At 59.8% G+C, this 16,519-nt stretch carries 15 protein-coding genes; 5 read left to right on the top strand and 10 right to left on the bottom strand.

Annotated features, from left to right (window positions below):
- The first annotated feature begins 52 nt into the window (after window positions 1-52).
- Window positions 53-625: an S-(hydroxymethyl)glutathione synthase gene (gfa, locus tag BA011_RS28310; protein ID WP_065283259.1), complete on the top strand. Its 573-nt coding sequence runs from the start codon at window positions 53-55 to the stop codon at window positions 623-625.
- Between the two features lie 322 nt (window positions 626-947).
- Complete coding sequence (locus BA011_RS28305) at window positions 948-1,961, top strand: GlxA family transcriptional regulator (protein ID WP_065283556.1); 1,014 nt, start codon at window positions 948-950, stop codon at window positions 1,959-1,961.
- Window positions 1,962-1,967: 6 nt separating this feature from the next.
- On the opposite strand, the gene BA011_RS28300 is transcribed toward BA011_RS28305, so the two are convergent.
- Genes BA011_RS28300 through BA011_RS28290 form a run of 3 tightly spaced genes read right to left on the bottom strand, consistent with a single transcriptional unit; the run spans window position 1,968 to window position 5,623 of the window.
- Window positions 1,968-3,248, bottom strand: coding sequence for a M24 family metallopeptidase (locus BA011_RS28300; protein WP_065283258.1), 1,281 nt, complete (start codon window positions 3,246-3,248; stop codon window positions 1,968-1,970).
- Window positions 3,249-3,288: 40 nt separating this feature from the next.
- Complete coding sequence (locus BA011_RS28295) at window positions 3,289-4,359, bottom strand: hybrid-cluster NAD(P)-dependent oxidoreductase (protein ID WP_186806570.1); 1,071 nt, start codon at window positions 4,357-4,359, stop codon at window positions 3,289-3,291.
- Between the two features lie 10 nt (window positions 4,360-4,369).
- On the bottom strand, window positions 4,370-5,623 hold the full coding sequence (locus BA011_RS28290) for an aromatic ring-hydroxylating oxygenase subunit alpha (RefSeq protein WP_065283256.1): 1,254 nt from the start codon (window positions 5,621-5,623) through the stop codon (window positions 4,370-4,372).
- A 111-nt stretch (window positions 5,624-5,734) separates the two neighbouring features.
- Here BA011_RS28290 and BA011_RS28285 point away from each other — a divergent pair, with 111 nt between their 5' ends.
- The gene (locus BA011_RS28285) at window positions 5,735-6,622 is read left to right on the top strand and encodes a LysR substrate-binding domain-containing protein (protein WP_065283255.1); all 888 of its coding nucleotides are present in this window, start codon (window positions 5,735-5,737) and stop codon (window positions 6,620-6,622) included.
- Window positions 6,623-6,633: 11 nt separating this feature from the next.
- On the opposite strand, the gene BA011_RS28280 is transcribed toward BA011_RS28285, so the two are convergent.
- Together BA011_RS28280 and BA011_RS28275 are read right to left on the bottom strand one after the other, a co-directional pair.
- On the bottom strand, window positions 6,634-8,286 hold the full coding sequence (locus BA011_RS28280) for an acyltransferase (protein WP_065283254.1): 1,653 nt from the start codon (window positions 8,284-8,286) through the stop codon (window positions 6,634-6,636).
- Window positions 8,287-8,587: 301 nt separating this feature from the next.
- On the bottom strand, window positions 8,588-10,585 hold the full coding sequence (locus tag BA011_RS28275; RefSeq protein WP_065283253.1) for a putative bifunctional diguanylate cyclase/phosphodiesterase: 1,998 nt from the start codon (window positions 10,583-10,585) through the stop codon (window positions 8,588-8,590).
- A gap of 180 nt (window positions 10,586-10,765) precedes the next feature.
- Between BA011_RS28275 and BA011_RS28270 the strand changes: the two genes are divergently transcribed.
- Window positions 10,766-11,803, top strand: coding sequence for a class I SAM-dependent methyltransferase (locus BA011_RS28270; protein WP_065283252.1), 1,038 nt, complete (start codon window positions 10,766-10,768; stop codon window positions 11,801-11,803).
- A 16-nt stretch (window positions 11,804-11,819) separates the two neighbouring features.
- Here the strand turns inward: BA011_RS28270 and BA011_RS28265 are convergent, their stop codons facing one another.
- The 3 genes from BA011_RS28265 to BA011_RS28255 are packed head-to-tail and all read right to left on the bottom strand — an operon-like array spanning window position 11,820 to window position 14,270.
- Complete coding sequence (locus BA011_RS28265) at window positions 11,820-12,290, bottom strand: cyclophilin-like fold protein (RefSeq protein WP_065283251.1); 471 nt, start codon at window positions 12,288-12,290, stop codon at window positions 11,820-11,822.
- Window positions 12,291-12,303: 13 nt separating this feature from the next.
- Window positions 12,304-13,050: an SDR family oxidoreductase gene (locus tag BA011_RS28260; protein ID WP_065283250.1), complete on the bottom strand. Its 747-nt coding sequence runs from the start codon at window positions 13,048-13,050 to the stop codon at window positions 12,304-12,306.
- 32 nt (window positions 13,051-13,082) lie between these two features.
- On the bottom strand, window positions 13,083-14,270 hold the full coding sequence (locus BA011_RS28255) for an MFS transporter (protein WP_065283249.1): 1,188 nt from the start codon (window positions 14,268-14,270) through the stop codon (window positions 13,083-13,085).
- Between the two features lie 94 nt (window positions 14,271-14,364).
- Between BA011_RS28255 and BA011_RS28250 the strand changes: the two genes are divergently transcribed.
- Window positions 14,365-15,261, top strand: a complete 897-nt coding sequence (locus tag BA011_RS28250; RefSeq protein WP_065283248.1) for a LysR family transcriptional regulator — start codon at window positions 14,365-14,367, stop codon at window positions 15,259-15,261.
- Between the two features lie 56 nt (window positions 15,262-15,317).
- Here the strand turns inward: BA011_RS28250 and BA011_RS28245 are convergent, their stop codons facing one another.
- Window positions 15,318-16,064 carry an SDR family NAD(P)-dependent oxidoreductase gene (locus tag BA011_RS28245; RefSeq protein WP_065283247.1) on the bottom strand — a complete coding sequence of 249 codons (747 nt, stop codon included), beginning with the start codon at window positions 16,062-16,064 and terminating at the stop codon, window positions 15,318-15,320.
- A gap of 40 nt (window positions 16,065-16,104) precedes the next feature.
- Window positions 16,105-16,497 (bottom strand): DoxX family protein, encoded by a 393-nt coding sequence (locus BA011_RS28240; protein WP_065283246.1) that lies wholly within the window; start codon window positions 16,495-16,497, stop codon window positions 16,105-16,107.
- Window positions 16,498-16,519: the final 22 nt, after the last annotated feature.

Genomic DNA, 16,519 nt, shown 5'->3' with positions numbered 1-16,519 from the left:
GCAGAGCTTGGCCGGGCATATCGCAAACGGCCCAGAAGGGGAGGAGAAACCCATGACCAGCATAGCCATACATCCGGCAGTGGATTCAGGCTTTCGGGCGACTGACGCTGCTTTTGCAGGCGGGACGCTCGTCTGCAAGTGCGCAAGCAATCCCGTGAAGGTCAGGATCAAGAGCGACATCGCCCACAATCATGCCTGCGGCTGCACGAAGTGCTGGAAGCCGGAGGGCTTCGTCTTTTCAGTCGTGGCAGTTGCGCCGACCGAAAGCGTCGAAGTTCAGGAGAATGGCGACAAGCTCGCCGTCGTCGATTCCACAGCCTTGATCCAGCGCCACGCCTGCAAGGAATGCGGCGTGCATATGTATGGGCCGGTCGTGCGCGAACATCCGTTCCAGGGATTGTCGTTCGTCCATCCGGAACGCTTTCAGGAAAGCGGCTGGGCGAAGCCGGGCTTTGCGGCCTTCGTGTCGTCGATCATCGAAAGCGGCTTCGACCCCGCGAAGATGGACGCTGTCAGGGCGCAGTTGAGGACGTCCGGCCTCGAGCCTTACGATTGCCTAAACCCTGGCCTTATGGACTACATCGCAACCTGGATGGCCAAGAAGAGCGGCGTCCTGGCCGCGTGATTTGACCCTGGGGAGCGCCGACGCGGCGCTCCCCAGCAAAACCGCCGCTCTCCGGATATCGAGATATCCCGTGATGGCCTGCCGGCGGCTCAGGCTATCGAAGCCGAGGGAAACATTGGACAAACCATTTTCATTGACGATCATGATCCGCTAGAACAGGATGATTTTAGGCCGGGTCGGCCTAAAATCTGAATCCTGTTCTAATTTAAAGGGTTAGAGCATGATGTCGTCCGAAAACCGCTTCACAATTTTCGGCATCATGCTCTAGCGCATGTCTTTCGGATTCGATGAGCACGCTCTTACAAGCGGCAGGGGGATGAATATGCGATCCGGGCAGCATCGGCAGGGAGACGACGCCGCGAGGGCGGCTGAGCGGCTCAAGGTGGGCTTCGTTCTGGCGCGGTCGTTCACGCTGTCCGCCTTCGCGCTCTTCGTGGATACGCTGCGGCTTGCCAGCGACGAGCAAGATCGTTCCGGAAGGGTCCTTGCCGACTGGCAGGTGATCGGCAGCACGCGGCACCTGATCACCTCGAGCTGCGGCGTCCAGGTCGCTCCGACGTCCGATTTCGTCGATCCGTCGAAGTTCAATTACATCGTGGTCGTCGGCGGCCTTCTGACGGTGGAAAACCCTGTCGACCAGGAGACCATCGCTTTTCTCAAGCAGGCGGACGCCAAGAAGGTGCCTCTGATCGGTGTGTGCACGGGTTCGTTCATTCTGGCTGCGGCTGGCCTGATGAAGCGGCACGAGTCCTGTGTGAGCTGGCTGCATTACAAGGAGTTTCGGGAGCGGTTTCCCGATCTCAGCGTTCGCTCCGATCGGCTCTTCAATCTCGATCGCCAGCGCGGATCATGCGCAGGTGGCAGCAGTTCCGCCGACATGGCGGCGTTGCTGGTCCGAAAATGTATCAGCCGCGACGCCGAACGAAACGCGCTGGAGGTCCTTCAGATCGAAAAGGCGCGGGCTCCGGCCGACATACAGCCCCGGCGTCCGCTGTACGACGACTATGACGACGCCCGCGTCAAGGCGGCGATGATTACGATGGAACAGTTCGTCGATGGCAGCATGTCTATACAGAAGCTTGCCGCCACGGTTGGCCTGTCTCGGCGACAACTGGAGAGGATCTTCATCGATAAGACGGGAATGTCTCCTGCCAAGGCCTATAATCGTGTTCGCATGGAGCGGGCGAAATCGATCCTTGCCCAGTCGAAGGCGCCTTTGATCGAGATCGCACTGGATGTCGGCTTTGAAAATGCCTCGCAGTTCACGCGAACGTTCAAGCGCACATTCGGGCAGACGCCATCGCAGCATCGTGCCGCCGCTTCGAGAGCACACTGAGCTTATTCAGATCTCTTCCCACGGAAACGTGTCGAGCCGCTCCGCTCCCCTTGCCGTGATCAGTGCCTGGGTTTCCAGCTTGATGCTCTCGGATCCGGCCTCGGCGACCAGGCTTTCGACGTTGAGCACCATGCCCTCCTCGATGATGCCACTGAAATCAGGGTCGAAATCCGGATGCAGAAGGATCCCTGGCCATTCGTCCGCCATTCCGGTTCCGTGCAAAGCAAGCGTGTATCGATAAGGCTGGTATTTCTCCGGAATCCGCCACGACAGCGCATTGAACTCCTCGAACGTAATGCCGGGCTTCAGGGCGGCGAGATTGTGCTCGATCTGATCCCTGGCAGCGGCGTAGAGTTCCTTCTGCTTGGCGCTCATCGCCACGTGTCCCGCTGTCCACGAACGCGACAGGTCGGCGCAATAGCCGTAGGGTCCGATCATATCGGTGTCGAAGGATATCATCTCCCCGCGTTTGATGACGTAGTCCGAACATTCCTGATACCAGGGGTTTGTTCTCGGGCCTGCGGTCAAGAGCTTGGTCTCCAGCCACTCGCCGCCGCTGCGTGCGTTTTCGAAGTGAAGCTCGGCCCAGATCTCTCTTTCCGTGCGGCCGGGCTCGGATACCTCGTACATCCGCGCCATGCCTGCTTCGCAGACACGGATCGTCCATCTCATCAGCTCGATCTCCTCAGTGCTTTTGATGGATCGCGCCCGCTCGGCCAGTTCCTGGCCGTCTAAGAGCATGAAGCCGCGTTCCCGCAATTCGAACGCGCCCGCTGGTTCGAGCCTGTCCACCGCCACGCGTTTGTTGCCGCCATTGCGGCTTACGAGGTTCGCGACCTCGTCCGCCCAGGTTTTCAGGCGGGGTTCCATAAGGTTCCCTGATGTGAAGAATATCCATGACTTCGCCGGCCGGATCTCGTCGATGCCGGGAAGCCCGTCATTGACGTGTTCGGCGCCTTCGAATTCGAAAAGTATGGCCGGACCATCGGCGAGGATCAGAGCGTATCGCGAGGCGTTATGCATCGTCCAAATGCTCATATTCGATGAATCGAAGGCATATCGGATGTTGACGGGGTCGTAGAGAAGCAGGGCGCCGCAGTCCCATTCGCGCATCTTCCCGCGCAGGCGCTCCAGACGATAGCGGCGAGCCCGATCGAGCGTCGTGGCCGGCACAGGACTGATAAGAGGCCGGTCGGCTCCTTCAGGATTGAGGTATGCCTGCTTTCGCTCGTCCTTGAAGACCGTCGAGCCGGTCAGCTCGGCGGAATCGCTTTCCTCTCGCAGCATCTCAGTCAGTCCTTGTTGCGGTGAACGACGCCCCGGATGTTCAGCGCTCGATGACCAGATCGCTGAGCGGCTTGGAGCAACAGGGCAGGAAGAAGCCGGCGTCGATTTCCCGCTGACGAATTCCGCCATTGTGGTTCATGTCGACCGTGCCTGACGTAAGCTTCGACTTGCAGGTGCCGCAGACGCCGTTCGCGCAGGACGACGGGATTCTGACGCCTGACTTCTTCGCACAAGAGAGCACGCTCTGGTCGCCGGAGACGTCGATGCTGCGGGCCTGCTTCGAGAAGGTGACCTGAAAGACCTTGGCAGATGCCTCCTGAACCGCAGGGATTTCGGGTTCGTCGATGACCGCTGCGTCGAAGCTTTCCTCCAGGTAGTTCGAGCCGGGCAAGCCGAGTTCGGCGGCAATGCCGCGCGCGGCGGCCATGAACGGGGCGGGGCCGCAGCACATCACGGTTCGCTCGGCGATATCGGGAACCGCAAGCCGCATGTAGTCTTTCGAAATGCGACCGGTCAGACCGGGCCAGGACGGCTCGCCGGCCACCGTCTCCGGGAGAAAATGAAGGCGAAGGCCCTTCAGCTTCCGGGCGATGCAGGCCAATTCGTCGCGAAAGATCAGATCCTGCGGCGTCCGGGCGGCGTGCATGAAGACCACGTCGGCAGGTTCGCAACTGTCGGCGATCTCACGCAGAATGGACATGACGGGGGTAATGCCGGAGCCGCCGGACAAAAGCAGAAGCTTGCGTCCCGCCGTCTCGGGCCTGACGAAGTGGCCGAGCGGCCCATTCGCCTTGACGGTCGCGCCGGGAACCAGGGTGTCGTGAAGCCAGTTGGAGATCTTTCCACCGGGAACCCGCTTCACCGTCACGGAGAAAGCGTTCGTCCGATGCGGCGAGGAGGAGATGCTGTAGCACCTGTTTTCAGCGTCTCCATTGTGTTCCAGGTCGAACAGAAAATACTGCCCGGCCTTGAACGCGAACCGCTTGCCCTCGCGCGACGCAAAGGTGAAGGTCTTGACGTCATGGGTCTCCTGCTGAACGTCGAGGCAGACGAGCGCGTCGTCTTCCTCCGGGTTCCAGAGGTCGTGAAGGGCGGCCCTGGTTGCGGGCATCTGCGGGCTCCTAGTATCCATGGGCGCGCATCCGATCGATGTACCAGCTGGCGAACTTGTCGAGATTCGTCTCGGAAAAGCGGGAGTAGGGGCCTGGCTGATAGGCCGGGTCGAGAGTGCCTGCATGGGAGCGCGCGACGAGATCGGCGTCCTGGTCAGTCGTCGCGACCCAGACATCCGTCAGCTTGTCGAGATCGTAATCCACGCCTTCGACGGCGTCCTTATGGACCAGCCATTTGGTTCTCACAAGCGTCTTGCCCGCCGAGAGCGGGATGACGGTTGCCACCACGGCATGGTCGCCCATGAAGTGATTCCAGCTGTTGTGGCCCCAAAGATGCGTGTCGCCGAGATCCTTGCGGGTCATATGCCCAAGAAGCTTGGAGGATGCGGCGGTGGCGTCGTGGGTCTGGGATTCGCCGGCGCCTGCGATGATCAGCCGCTGGGTGCGGAAGTTGGTGGCGCAGTCGGCGAGCTGCTCGACGGCCGCCGAGGGGAAGCCGTCGGACTCCCACGCGTTCGTGCGCTCTTCATACAGCCTGAAATGTTCCTCGGCCTGTTCGCGATCCTCCGGGCTCAGCGTCTCCGGGTCGAAGCCGAAGTCGAGATCGACGAAGGAGACGCAGAGCTCCGGATGGTTCGCGGAGCAATGGTAGCATTCACGATTGTTTTCCATCGTGAGCTTCCAGTTGCCATCCTCGATGACATCCGTTTGGAAGGCAACCTTTGCGTTTCGGATGTCGTAGGGCGCGAGGCGCTCGGTCATGGCCTGTTCGAGGATAGCAATGTCCTCGGGCGGATTGTCGGAGAGACAGACATAAATCAGTCCGCCGATCGACTTGAAAGTGACGGGCTTGAGGCTCCGACACTCCTTGTCGAAGTCCTTGCCCATGTGAGGCGCGTAGCTGAGTTCACCCGTCAGTTCGTATGTCCAGGTGTGATAGGGACAGACGAGCTTTGAAACGATCGTCTTGCCCGGATCGAGAAGGCGGGAGCCGCGATGGCGGCATACATTGTGCAGGACGCGAATTTCTCCGTCGTCGTCACGCAGAAGGATCAGGCTCGTCTTGCCGATTTCGATCACTGTGGCGTCACCGGGTTCGGGAACATCGCAATCGAGACCGACACAAATCCAGTGATTGTGGAAGAAGACGTCGATGTCTGCTTCGAACACGTCTTCCCTGACGTAAAGGCCGGCCGGCAGAGAGTGACCATTGGCACGAGCGTCGAGAAGGGCGGAAATGGAAGATGGGAGCTTGGTTAGCATCAGAACCTCTTATGCGAGAGTTTCCCCAGATTGCCCTTGCAGTTCCGTTGTTTCAACGGCATAAAAAATTAGGTTCGCATGAGTTTTTATCATGCGATAAGGGGTTCTGTGATGCACTTTAGAAGACGGATCCCGTCGTTGACGGCATTGGTGACCCTGGAGGCGGTGCTCAGAAAGAAGAGCTTCACCACGGCTGCGACCGAATTGGGTGTCACCCAGGCGGCGGTCAGCAGGCAGATTGCCTTGCTGGAGGAGGAATTCGGCCAGCCCCTATTCGTGCGCAAGCATCGAGCGATCGAGCCGACGGCGGCATGCATCAACCTCGGAGCCACGCTGGCCAAGAGCTTTGCCGATATTGCCGAGAGCGTGGAAGCGCTCCAGTCGCGCAGCCAGGACGTGTTGACCATAGGGGCGACCGTTGCATTTTCTTCTTTCTGGCTGCTGCCGCGGCTGGCCGAATTTCGCCGTGCGAACCCCGGCATCCTGGTGCGGGTGATATCCCAGGACAGCCCGATCGCTCTCGATGACGGAGAAGTCGATGTGGCAATTCGATATGGTGTGCCTCCCTTCAGCGATAGCACCGTCATCGCCTCGCATGGCGACGTCATCTGCCCCGTCTGCTCTCCCGACTATCTCAAGCGTCGCGGAGATGGCCCGCTCGGCTGCGCCGACGAATTCATCGAAACGGATGTTCTCGATCGTTCCTGGTATAGCTGGGCGCAGTGGTTTTCGCTGACCGGCGCCAACCTCGAGGTAAAGCCGTCGCTTCGGTTCAACCACTATACCGAAACCATCGCAGCCGCGCGCGCAGGGCAAGGGATTGCATTGGGATGGCGCATGCTGGTGGGCACCTTTCTGGAGGATGGAACCCTGGTGCAGATCGGCGGCGGCGAGCTTGCCGCGGAAGATCGTTACAACGTGATCGTGCCCGTCAAAGCCAAGCGAAGCAACGCGCGCGACCTTGCCGCCGCCTGGCTGACGGCATCATTGCACGGTTGATCGAAGCGTAGTCACAAACCGAGCCCCACGGTTGCCGTTCGGTGAACGCCTTTCGGGACGAAGGCGAAGCGATCTGCCAGTCCCAGGAAATCGGCCGCCAGGTGAATGACGGAAAGCCACATTTCCGTTCCCTGCAGGCTCGGTTCAGCACCATCGGCAAACGGGAATCCCTCGCCATCCCGCCATCTATCCAACGCCCTCGATATGACCTTGCGGGCGATCGCCACCCCGTCGGCCCGCCTGTAGTCGGTCTGCCGGGCAATCAGCAGCAGAGGATGAATCGTATCGAGCAGGTTGCACGCATTGTATTTTGCGGCAACGAAGCCCTCGTGGTTGCGATAGTTGAGGTGAACCGTTTCGAGTGAGGCGTGCGGGTGGGGAAGGGCCACGCCGAACTGAGCGTAGGTGCCGCGCGTCAGGCGATAAAAGCCGTTCACCGGTTGAAGCCATCCTTCCGCCGCGGTCGGTCCACCCCACAGCCCCGAAACGCTGTTGGCATTCCGGCTCAGCCACTCGAAGAGCGCCTGCCGTGAATGCCTGATGCCGAAATACCTCGCATTGAAGTACATAGCGGTTCCGATCGCATCGACCACGCTGCCGGCGTGCCATGCTCGGGTCGACCAGGGCAGGGGGCTCAGCCATTCATCCAGCTCCCCGGCGCCGAGCTCGACCGCATGGACCGGTTGGCGTGGACCGGAACCGAGCAGTTCAAGCGCATAGCCAGCCGCAAGGACGTTATAGAGCGCCTTCGGGTCATCCCTCAGCGTCTTGCCATGCATTCGTGCATGCTCTTCCGGGAAAAGGCCGGTCTTTTGGTCCTGCAGACCTTGGAGACGCTCGACTGTCTCCGCCGCATCGAGATCGGGCGGCAGTTGGCCGAAGCCTGCAGCGATCTCAATTGCATCGCAGAGATGCCGGATCGCTGGTCGCCGGATGCCGTCTGCTTCCAGCGATTCATAGGCTCCGTCCGTTTTCCAGCGTGCAAGGACATCCGGCCATTGGTCTTGCGCTTTCTGACCCAGCCTGACCAATTGATCTTCGACGTCGCCAGTGCCAGATTTCCTGGGCGCCGAGCCTCGGCTCCGCAGCACCCGAGCGGGCACGCCACCGGCAATCGCCATGGCGGGAATGTCGCCCGTGACCACCGCTCCGGCGGCGATCACCGCACCGTTTCCAATCGTGGCGCCATCGAGGATCACGCAATTGGCGCCGATCCAGACATCGTCGCCGATCACGACGCCGATGCTGACGACGCCCTGGCGGTGTATAGGAATGGTCGGATCGTCGAAGCCATGATTGAAGCCGACGATCGATGCATGCGAAGCAATCCGCACGCCATGACCGCACGTCACCGTTCCGGAAACACAGGCGTAGGGATTGATGGTGCAATCGTCGCCGAGGGTCACATGGCCGCGAACGAGCGCGTGCCCGGCGATCCACGACCGCTCGCCCATCGTCAGGCTTTCGGTGAAGATTGCGGCATGCTCGGCAATGTAGGACGTCTCGGCCAGTTCCGCACCGCATGATCTCCTGAGCTCCACCTTGCGGGCAAGGTGGGCCGGATGACGGAGGTCAGACGCAATGTGTTCCCAGGTCAGGTATTGAAGCCTGCGCGCTTCCTTCTCTTCGCTCGCCGATGCTTGCGGGCTATTGACGTGATCCATTCTGCTCCTCATTCCCGGGTTCAACCGCAGACTATTCGTCTGATTCAGCGATCCATTGCCTCGCTGCATCAGACGGCCTGATCCGTCCAAAAGCAAGACTTCCGACAATGGCGGCGCAGCCCTCGTTGAATGGGGTCCAAATTGCTTTGATCGGGTCCGGCCTCCCGGAGACCGATGCGATCGCAAGCGTTCATAGCGCTTTGCCGTGCCGCCTGGCGTCCGGGTTCGCGATTTGCAGAGACGTCATGCACCACGCACCGATCATCGGCAACGTGCTGCCATCTGGAAACATTGAGGCGAGTTATGCCGCGCTCAGAAGTTCAGCGCTGACCGGCATGCCCATATGAAAGCCCTGGACGCGGTCGATGCGAAGATCCTTGAGAAGGGAAAACTGTGCTGCAGTTTCGACGCCTTCCACCAGGATTGTATTCCCACGATTGCGGATGAGAGCAATCATGTCCTGAAGCATCATCAGACCGCGTGGGTTCGAGCAGTCGTGCAGGAAGGTTCTATCGACCTTGACCGTCTGAAACTCGATCGCCCTCAGCCAAGAGAGGCCCGCGAAGCCGCAGCCGAAGTCGTCAAGCCAGATTTCGACGCCGAGTGCCCGCAGATCGGCGATGCATTTAAGCACCTCCGCCTGCATATCCATGTCCAGGCCCTCGGTGACTTCCAAGGCTAGTCGCGACCCGCAGACCCCGCACCGAGCAAGGATATCAGCGACACTGGCAGCAAAGCCGGGGGAACGCAGCTGTATCGGCGACACGTTGACGCTGACGGTCGCCATGCGATCGGTCATCAGTATATCCCGGCATGCCGTCTCGATCGCCCACCTGCCCAGTTCGAGGATAGCGCCACTTCGTTCTGCAACCGGAATGAACGTCTTCGGCGAAACCGCGGTGCCGTCCGGCATCCTGAGGCGCATCAAAGCCTCGACAGCTCTTGCTTTCCCGTTCGTCACGTCGAAGATCGGTTGGTACACGAGGGAGACCAGTTTGCGATCGATGGCGGCCGCCAGCAGCGGGACGAGTTTGCCAGCATGGTCGTCGGGGCGAGGCAAAAACGGATCAAAACTGCGAATGCAGTTTCGGCCGCTTGCTTTGGCATTGTAGAGAGCGAGGTCGGCTTCACGTACTATTCGTTCAACTTTCTCTCCAACTTTCTCGCGGGTGAAGGCGACGCCGATGCTGACGGTTACGGTCGACATGTCATCTGGTCGCTCGTCATGAGCAATCGCAAGAGACTCGACTTCCATTCTGATCTTCTCGGCGAGGGCCATCGCAACCTTGGGAAGGGCAGCCGGCATGACCACGATAAACTCCTCGCCACCATATCTGCCGATCATGCCCTCGGACGACTCTACAACCGCCTTCAGCGCATTGGCGATGACAGTCAGGCATCGGTCTCCTTCCTGATGTCCGTAGCGATCATTGAAGCGTTTGAAAAAGTCGACGTCGATGAGGAACACCGAGAAGTCGCGGCGTTCGTCTTTCCAGGCGGCCCAGCATTCGTCGAGCCGCCGATCCAGCGCGCGTCTGTTGCCTATGCCTGTCAGGTAGTCAGTATGCGAAAGCTCGAGCAGTGACCTTCCGCGCTCGGACGCTTCCCAGTGCTGGTGGCGAGCCTCCGCTGCGTTCAACAACACGTTTCGACGCTCCACGTTCAATCGCCAATTGACGAAAGACGTGAAGGCAAAGCACGAAATGTAGAACATCCCGAAGGCAAGCTTGTAGGTTTCGCTTGAAGGAAAAAATTCCACGATCGTAATGAAAAATGCGCAGAGAACGAGACCCGAGGTGATCACCGAAAGCCGAAACGGGAAACTGAAAAAGAGGTTGGCGCCCATCATGAAGATGGCGCCGAATATCATGTAGTATGACATGGCGGTGACGTCGCGGGTAGCAATCGCCGGGTAAAGCCAGCCTACATAGCCCACAAGCAGTGCAGCGGCGCACGTGATGTCAAGCCAGACGGTTTTCGCATTTGCCAGTCGCAGGATTTCGAACGCCAGCAGCGCGATCGTTGCAACGACGAATCGCGCGGCGATCGTCACAGGCGCAACATCGGGGATCAGCCATCGGTCGGGAAGTGCGAAGGCCACATAAACGGCAACCGCCATCCAAAGACCTTGCCGCGAGCTCCGCCTCCGGACAGCATCATTTTCAGTTTTCAGAGATTTGAGGGCCTCGGCGAATGAAAAGCTGGCGGTTGATTCATCGCGCTGGACATTAGCGTAAGCCGCGATCATGCAACGACGCCGGCCTGACAACCATCTAAAGTATGTTGAAAAGTAAGCCATACTTCGGCGCCCTCCAAAATCGCGTTCGGCGACCTGCAACCGGTTTGTCTTATTGCTTAGCTTTGTTAGAGGGGTAGCATCTGACCCGCAAGAGTAGAATTACCCTTATCCCGTGTGGATTCTAGTCGCATCCTATTTCGAGGTTGATTATGCTTAACGCTATATCAAGGGGGTCTCGAAATGGCACAAAGCCTGGTCTTGGACGGTGAGAGTCTTGTTGCGCCCGGCGAGATTCGTCGGTCAGCCAGGAGGGTTGCTGCCCCAGATCCCGGCGACCTGATCGTTGCCAGAGCCGAGCTCGCCCTCAGCCTTGACGTATCGATCCGTCAGTTCAAATCCGGCGTCGAGCCTCATGCGATCATCGAACGACTTACCGACGCCTTGCATCAGATAAGGCGGCGCTTTCATCCGGAGGCGTGGGACGTCCTCGTTCAGATCGCGCAATCCCATCCCGTTGCTCACTATCTCCATCAAGATCCGTTGACCCGCTGGTCGTTCGAAAAGCCGCGCGGCTATTCTGGCGACGCACGCCTTCTCGACTTCATCTACGGCAGACCTGAGATTGAGGACGATGTCGCGTCAGCGAGCGACTTGGGACGCTCGATCTACGCCTACACTCGAATTGCTTCGTCATCCGTCGCGGTAAGGGAGCGTCGAGACATTCTGGCGCGCCGCGTTGACGAAATCGCTTCGACCCGGCCTGGTTCGACCGAAGTCCTCGCCATCGCCGCCGGGCATCTTCGTGAGGGGCCTTTATCGCGCGCGCTCGGTGCCGGCGCGATCAAACGCTGGGTGGCTTTGGATCAAGACCCGATGAGCGTTGGAACCGTCGCCCGCGATTTCGCCGGCACGTCCGTCGAGGCGGTGAACGGGTCGGTCAAATCCCTGCTCGGTGGAAGGCATGCGCTGGGAATGTTCGATTTCGTTTATGCCGCGGGTCTCTATGACTATTTGCCGGACGCGGTAGCCGTAAGGCTGACCAGAAAGTGCATCAGCATGCTGAAGCCTGGCGGTACATTCCTATTCGCCAACTTCTCCCCGGATACGAACGTCGATGGCTATATGGAGACATTCATGAACTGGGCGCTGCTGTTGCGGTCGGAACGAGAGATGGGCTTGATCGCCAGTGAAAGCGTGACCGGGGCGGATGTGAAGGTGTCTGTTTGGCCCGGCTCAAACCGCAGCATTGTCTACTGTGAGATTCAAAGACCGCAGTAGGCCCATAAAGCCCTTGTCAGATGCGTTCTATGCGGACCGGATACTCGCCGCGCACCAGCAAAGGCTCGAAGCCATTGTCGAAGCGGCCGAGCCGGATCAGCCCGTCCCAGCGGTAATCCGCATGGAACAGAGCCAGGTTACCCCACGGTTTGAAGTAGCAAAGGTCGCCCGGCTGCTCGCTTCCGAAAGCACCGCTGCCTTCTTCGGTCAGCTTGCGCGGCAGATGGACGATCTTTTCGTTCCTGCCGTAGTCTTCGATCTTGAGGTTCAGGGGCAGCATGGAAATGAGATCGCGCGCCGTCGGATTGTCGAAGAGTGTCGCGGTCAGGGTTAGATTGTTGAAGCCTATCCTGATCCTGAAGTCTGTCGCCCCGTGACTCGTCGAGCTGTGCTCGTCCTGCCCGTGCGCCACGAGAGGGAGAGCGACGGCGGCCAAGGTTCCGCCCAGCACCGCGCGACGGCTCATGAACTTGGATGTCATCGACATAGCGCGCCTCGCGTCAAACAGGTTGAGCCGTGGGCCGGAACAGGATTTCGTTGATGTCGACGTCGTCCGGCTCGTTAACCGCGAAGGCGACCGTTCGGGCGAACGTGTCCGCGCTGATGGCGATCTTGCTGACGAACTCCTTGGTGCCTGCCTGGATGTCCTTCTCACTGATGTGCTCGAGCAGTTCGGTGCTCACTGCGCCGGGTGAAATGATCGTGGTGCGGATATTGTATGGCTTGACTTCCTTCCGCAGCCCTTCGGAGAGGGCGCGCACGGCGAATTTCGTGGCGCAATAGACGGCGGCACCCGGATCGACCACATGACCGTAGACGGAGGACACGTTGATGATGTGCCCCGACTTCTGCGCCTTCATGTGCGGAAGCGCTGCTGCGATGCCGTAGAGCACCCCTTTGATGTTCACGTCGATCATGCGATCCCACTCGTCAACTTTGAGCCGTTCGAGCGGCGCAAGTGGCATCAGTCCGGCATTGTTCAGCATCACGTCGATGCGACCGAACGCGTTGACGGCGGTGTCGACGAGCTTCTTGACTTGATGTTGGTCCGTGACGTCGGTTTGGACTGCCCGCGCCTTATAGCCTTTCGCGGTCAGTTCCTCAGCCAGCTTAGCGATGCGGTCGCTACGCCGGGCGCCGAGGACAACGGAAGCGCCACGCTCAGCAAGGTGACGCGCCGTGGCTTCGCCAAGCCCGCTGCTTGCCCCGGTAATGACGACCACTTTGTTTTCAATTCCTTGAGACATGATGATCTCCTGCTTTGAGGTTTCGGAAGGTTTCAGGCGCGGCGGCCGGCGATCGCGGCTAGTACAGCCGAACCGGCGAGAAGGCAGGCGGCCAGAAGGAAGGTGCTCCACCATCCGGCGGTGTCGAACAGCATGCCGCCAGCAAAAGCGCCGCCTGCAATGGCGAGCTGGATCAGCGCCACCTGCAGTCCACCTGCCGCTTCCAATTCACCGGGAACGATGGCGGCCATCCAGGTGTTCCAGGCGACCGGAATCGGGGTCGAGAAAAATCCCCAGATGACGAGCAGGAATGTCGTAACCGCTGCGAACGGCCCGAGAGCGATCAGCAGCAGGGCAAGGACAGCAAGAGCAGCCGGCAGACCTACGAGAACGAGGAGGAGGTGGCGCCGGGCGACGAAGCCGATCACGGAGGTTCCAGCTAGCCCGCCGACGCCGAGGCCGAGAAGCACCATCGACAGGACATTCAATTCCAGTCCCGTGACGCCTTCGAGGAACGGGCGAAGATAAATAGACAGTGCGTTCTGGCCAATGAAGGCCAAGCCGGTCGCCGCCATTCCAACCGCGAATGTGCGATTGCGCAGCAGCCCGAATATTCTGGCCATCGAGACGGTTGAGGTCGCCGGCATCCTCGGCAGAACGACCAGTTGCCAGACGAGTGCGGCAATTCCGATCGGCACGGTAATGAAGAAGGTTCCGCGCCATCCGATGAACCCGCCAAGAAAACTGCCGAGTGGCGCGGCAAGGACGAGCGCGAATGCGGTGCCACCTTGCAGAAGCGCAATGGCCTTGGGCAGATCACGGTCCGAAGCCAAGCGTGCCAGAATAGCCGTCGACAGCGACCAGAAGCCGCCAATTGAAACACCGACCAGGGACCGCCCGACCAGAAAAACAAGGAAGTTAGGCGCGAGGGCAACCGCCAAGCTCGATGCAACAAGAACCGTAGTATAGAGCAAGACGACAGACTTCCGGTCGATCCTCGCCAGGAACGCATTGCCGAAAAGGCTGGTGATAACCGCAAAGACACCCGACACGGTGATCGCCAATCCGGCTTGCCCCTCTGAAATAGAGAGGTCCCTGGCGATTGGGGTCAGAAGGCTCACAGGGAGAAATTCCAGACCCACCAAAAGGAAAGTGAGAAGCGAGAGACAGGTCACAGCAGACCATGAGGTCGCCGTGTCGTCCATCAGTGAGGTCTCATTCAATGTCAACTCGACGGTCATTCACGTTCTCCTGTCCGTTGCCAGATAGATAGCCGGACTGGTTTTGCGCGACTAGGCGCTATAATGTGAACGTGGTGATGAAGGAGACTCAACAATGCGGCGCGACGAGTTTACGGAAATGCGTGCGTTTCTGGAGGTGGCTCAGGAGCGGAGTTTCACGCGCGCTGCATCAAAGCTGGGAGTCACGCGCTCGGCGCTGAGCCATACGATCAGCGCGCTCGAAGCCCGGCTCGGCGTCCGGCTTCTCTCCCGCACGACGCGGGACGTGGCTCCCACGGCGGCCGGTGCGCGCCTCCTGGAAACTATCCAGCCGCATTTCGATAGCATCGCCGCCGGGATCAGTGCCCTCGGCGCGTTGCGCGACAAGCCTTCGGGCGCAGTCCGCCTCGTATGTCCCGATGATGCGGTGGAACTGGTCTTCCGTTCGAGGCTGCCGGCATTTTTACGGGATTACCCCGATATCACCGTGGAACTCATCGTCGACAACGGTTTCACAAATATCGTGGAGCGCCAATTCGATGCCGGCGTGCGGCTCGGCGAGGCGATTGCGCGCGACATGGTGGCCGTTCGCATCGGGCCCGATATCTCTTATGCCGTAGTCGGATCACCGGAATATTTTTCGACCCGCATTGCACCTTCGACCCCGCAAGACTTGACGGACCACAATTGCGTGAACCTGCGTCTTCCGACGTCAGGCGCTCTCTATGCCTGGGAGTTTGAAAGGGATGGCCGCGAGTTCAGCGTTCGTGTGGAAGGCCAGCTCGTGATGAGCAACATAGGGCCCGCGATCAATGCCGCTCTCGATGGGGCGGGGCTGTCTTATGTGCCGAGGGACCTCGTCCGGCAATATTGTGACAGCGGTCAACTGCACGAAGTGCTCGCGGACTGGGCGCCAACGTTCCAGGGCTATCATCTTTATTACCCCAGCCGGCGCCATCCATCCCCTGCTTTCTCCGCCTTTGTTGAAGCTTTCGGCTACCGGTATCGGTAGCGGAAAACAGGCCGGGCGAAGCAGCGCAACCCGTCGCGCCTCTTATTCGTCGACAATTACCGGGCGCTGTCGATGATGGCGCCGCCGTCGGGGGTAAGGCTGTAGCCCGTAATGAATTGGGAATCCGTGCTGGCCAGGAACAGCACCACGGGGGCAATGTCGTCTTCCGGCGAGCCGAAACGAGCAAGTGCGCTCATCGGTGGAGGAACCTCCTTTTCTGCTGCGCCCCAAGTGTCCGCGACCGGCAGGATGTTGTTCACGGTGATCTTGTCGGCACCCCATTCGCGTGCCGCCGTGCGAGTGAGCGCGCGCACCGCCTCCTTGGCCATGTTGTACGGGCCGTACCCGGCCAATCCAATCGTGCCGGCCATCGACCCGAAGTTGATGATCCGGCCTTCTCCGCTTTCCCGGAGGTGAGGATAACAAGCCTGCATGAAGCGCAGATACGCGATCGGCCCGGTGTCGAAGTTCCGTTGCAGTTGCTCGACCGAAAGGTCGATGACTGAAGACAAGACGGCAGAACCATCGAAAGCATTGTTCACGAGAATGTCGATGCGGCCGTATGCGGCGACAACCTTGTCCACCGCGGCCGTGATCTGATCGGCTTCACCGACGTCGCAGACGACGCCTAGCGCGGTGCCGCCGGCTTCGACGATATCCGCGACAACGCGTTCGACGCCTTCGGATGTCCGCGAAAGAACTGCCACCCTCGCGCCTTCGGCCGCAAACAGCTTTGCGGTGGCGCGGCCAATTCCGCGGCTTGCGCCAGTGATGACGGCAACTTTTCCATTGAGTCGATCCATGTGTATCTCCATTTGATAAGGCTTGGGAATCGTCGAGGCGTCAGAGGACGGCAGCCTGGACGTAAGGGGAGGGGACGTCGCGAACGTCGTTCTGCGTCATGAACGATGCGATCAGCAGCGCCAGGCCGATCGCCGCTGGCAGGGCGCCGACAGGTTTTCGAACGCCGATATGCGCGAGGCCCGATAGCAGCAGGTGAAAGAAGATGCCCGCATAGGCGAGATCGCTGAGCGGGACGCTGACGCGCGAAAGGATCGCGAGCGGGCCGAGGACCTTAACAATGATCATGAACGGAACGAGGTTGTTGGCGCTATATCCGAGTTCCGTCAGCGCCTCACGAACCCACTGTTTCTTTGTGGCATACATGTAGGCTGAAGCGAGGTAGAGCGCGGATAGAAGTGCCGTGCTGATCCAGTATCCGTAAAATTCAAGCATAAGTTCATCCTGTCGCTGCTCA

This window comes from Rhizobium leguminosarum (assembly GCF_001679785.1).
GTDB lineage: Bacteria > Pseudomonadota > Alphaproteobacteria > Rhizobiales > Rhizobiaceae > Rhizobium > Rhizobium leguminosarum_R.
Note: the sequence above shows the minus strand (reverse complement) of the source record. Positions and strands in the feature narration are given on the sequence as shown.

Coding starts and splice junctions, on each gene's coding strand:
- gfa (WP_065283259.1), top strand. CDS start 53: ATGACCAGCATAGCCATACATCCGGCAGTGGATTCAGGCTTTCGGGCG.
- BA011_RS28305 (WP_065283556.1), top strand. CDS start 948: ATGCGATCCGGGCAGCATCGGCAGGGAGACGACGCCGCGAGGGCGGCT.
- BA011_RS28300 (WP_065283258.1), bottom strand. CDS start 3,248: ATGCTGCGAGAGGAAAGCGATTCCGCCGAGCTGACCGGCTCGACGGTC.
- BA011_RS28295 (WP_186806570.1), bottom strand. CDS start 4,359: ATGCCCGCAACCAGGGCCGCCCTTCACGACCTCTGGAACCCGGAGGAA.
- BA011_RS28290 (WP_065283256.1), bottom strand. CDS start 5,623: ATGCTAACCAAGCTCCCATCTTCCATTTCCGCCCTTCTCGACGCTCGT.
- BA011_RS28285 (WP_065283255.1), top strand. CDS start 5,735: ATGCACTTTAGAAGACGGATCCCGTCGTTGACGGCATTGGTGACCCTG.
- BA011_RS28280 (WP_065283254.1), bottom strand. CDS start 8,286: ATGGATCACGTCAATAGCCCGCAAGCATCGGCGAGCGAAGAGAAGGAA.
- BA011_RS28275 (WP_065283253.1), bottom strand. CDS start 10,585: ATGGCTTACTTTTCAACATACTTTAGATGGTTGTCAGGCCGGCGTCGT.
- BA011_RS28270 (WP_065283252.1), top strand. CDS start 10,766: ATGGCACAAAGCCTGGTCTTGGACGGTGAGAGTCTTGTTGCGCCCGGC.
- BA011_RS28265 (WP_065283251.1), bottom strand. CDS start 12,290: ATGTCGATGACATCCAAGTTCATGAGCCGTCGCGCGGTGCTGGGCGGA.
- BA011_RS28260 (WP_065283250.1), bottom strand. CDS start 13,050: ATGTCTCAAGGAATTGAAAACAAAGTGGTCGTCATTACCGGGGCAAGC.
- BA011_RS28255 (WP_065283249.1), bottom strand. CDS start 14,270: ATGACCGTCGAGTTGACATTGAATGAGACCTCACTGATGGACGACACG.
- BA011_RS28250 (WP_065283248.1), top strand. CDS start 14,365: ATGCGGCGCGACGAGTTTACGGAAATGCGTGCGTTTCTGGAGGTGGCT.
- BA011_RS28245 (WP_065283247.1), bottom strand. CDS start 16,064: ATGGATCGACTCAATGGAAAAGTTGCCGTCATCACTGGCGCAAGCCGC.
- BA011_RS28240 (WP_065283246.1), bottom strand. CDS start 16,497: ATGCTTGAATTTTACGGATACTGGATCAGCACGGCACTTCTATCCGCG.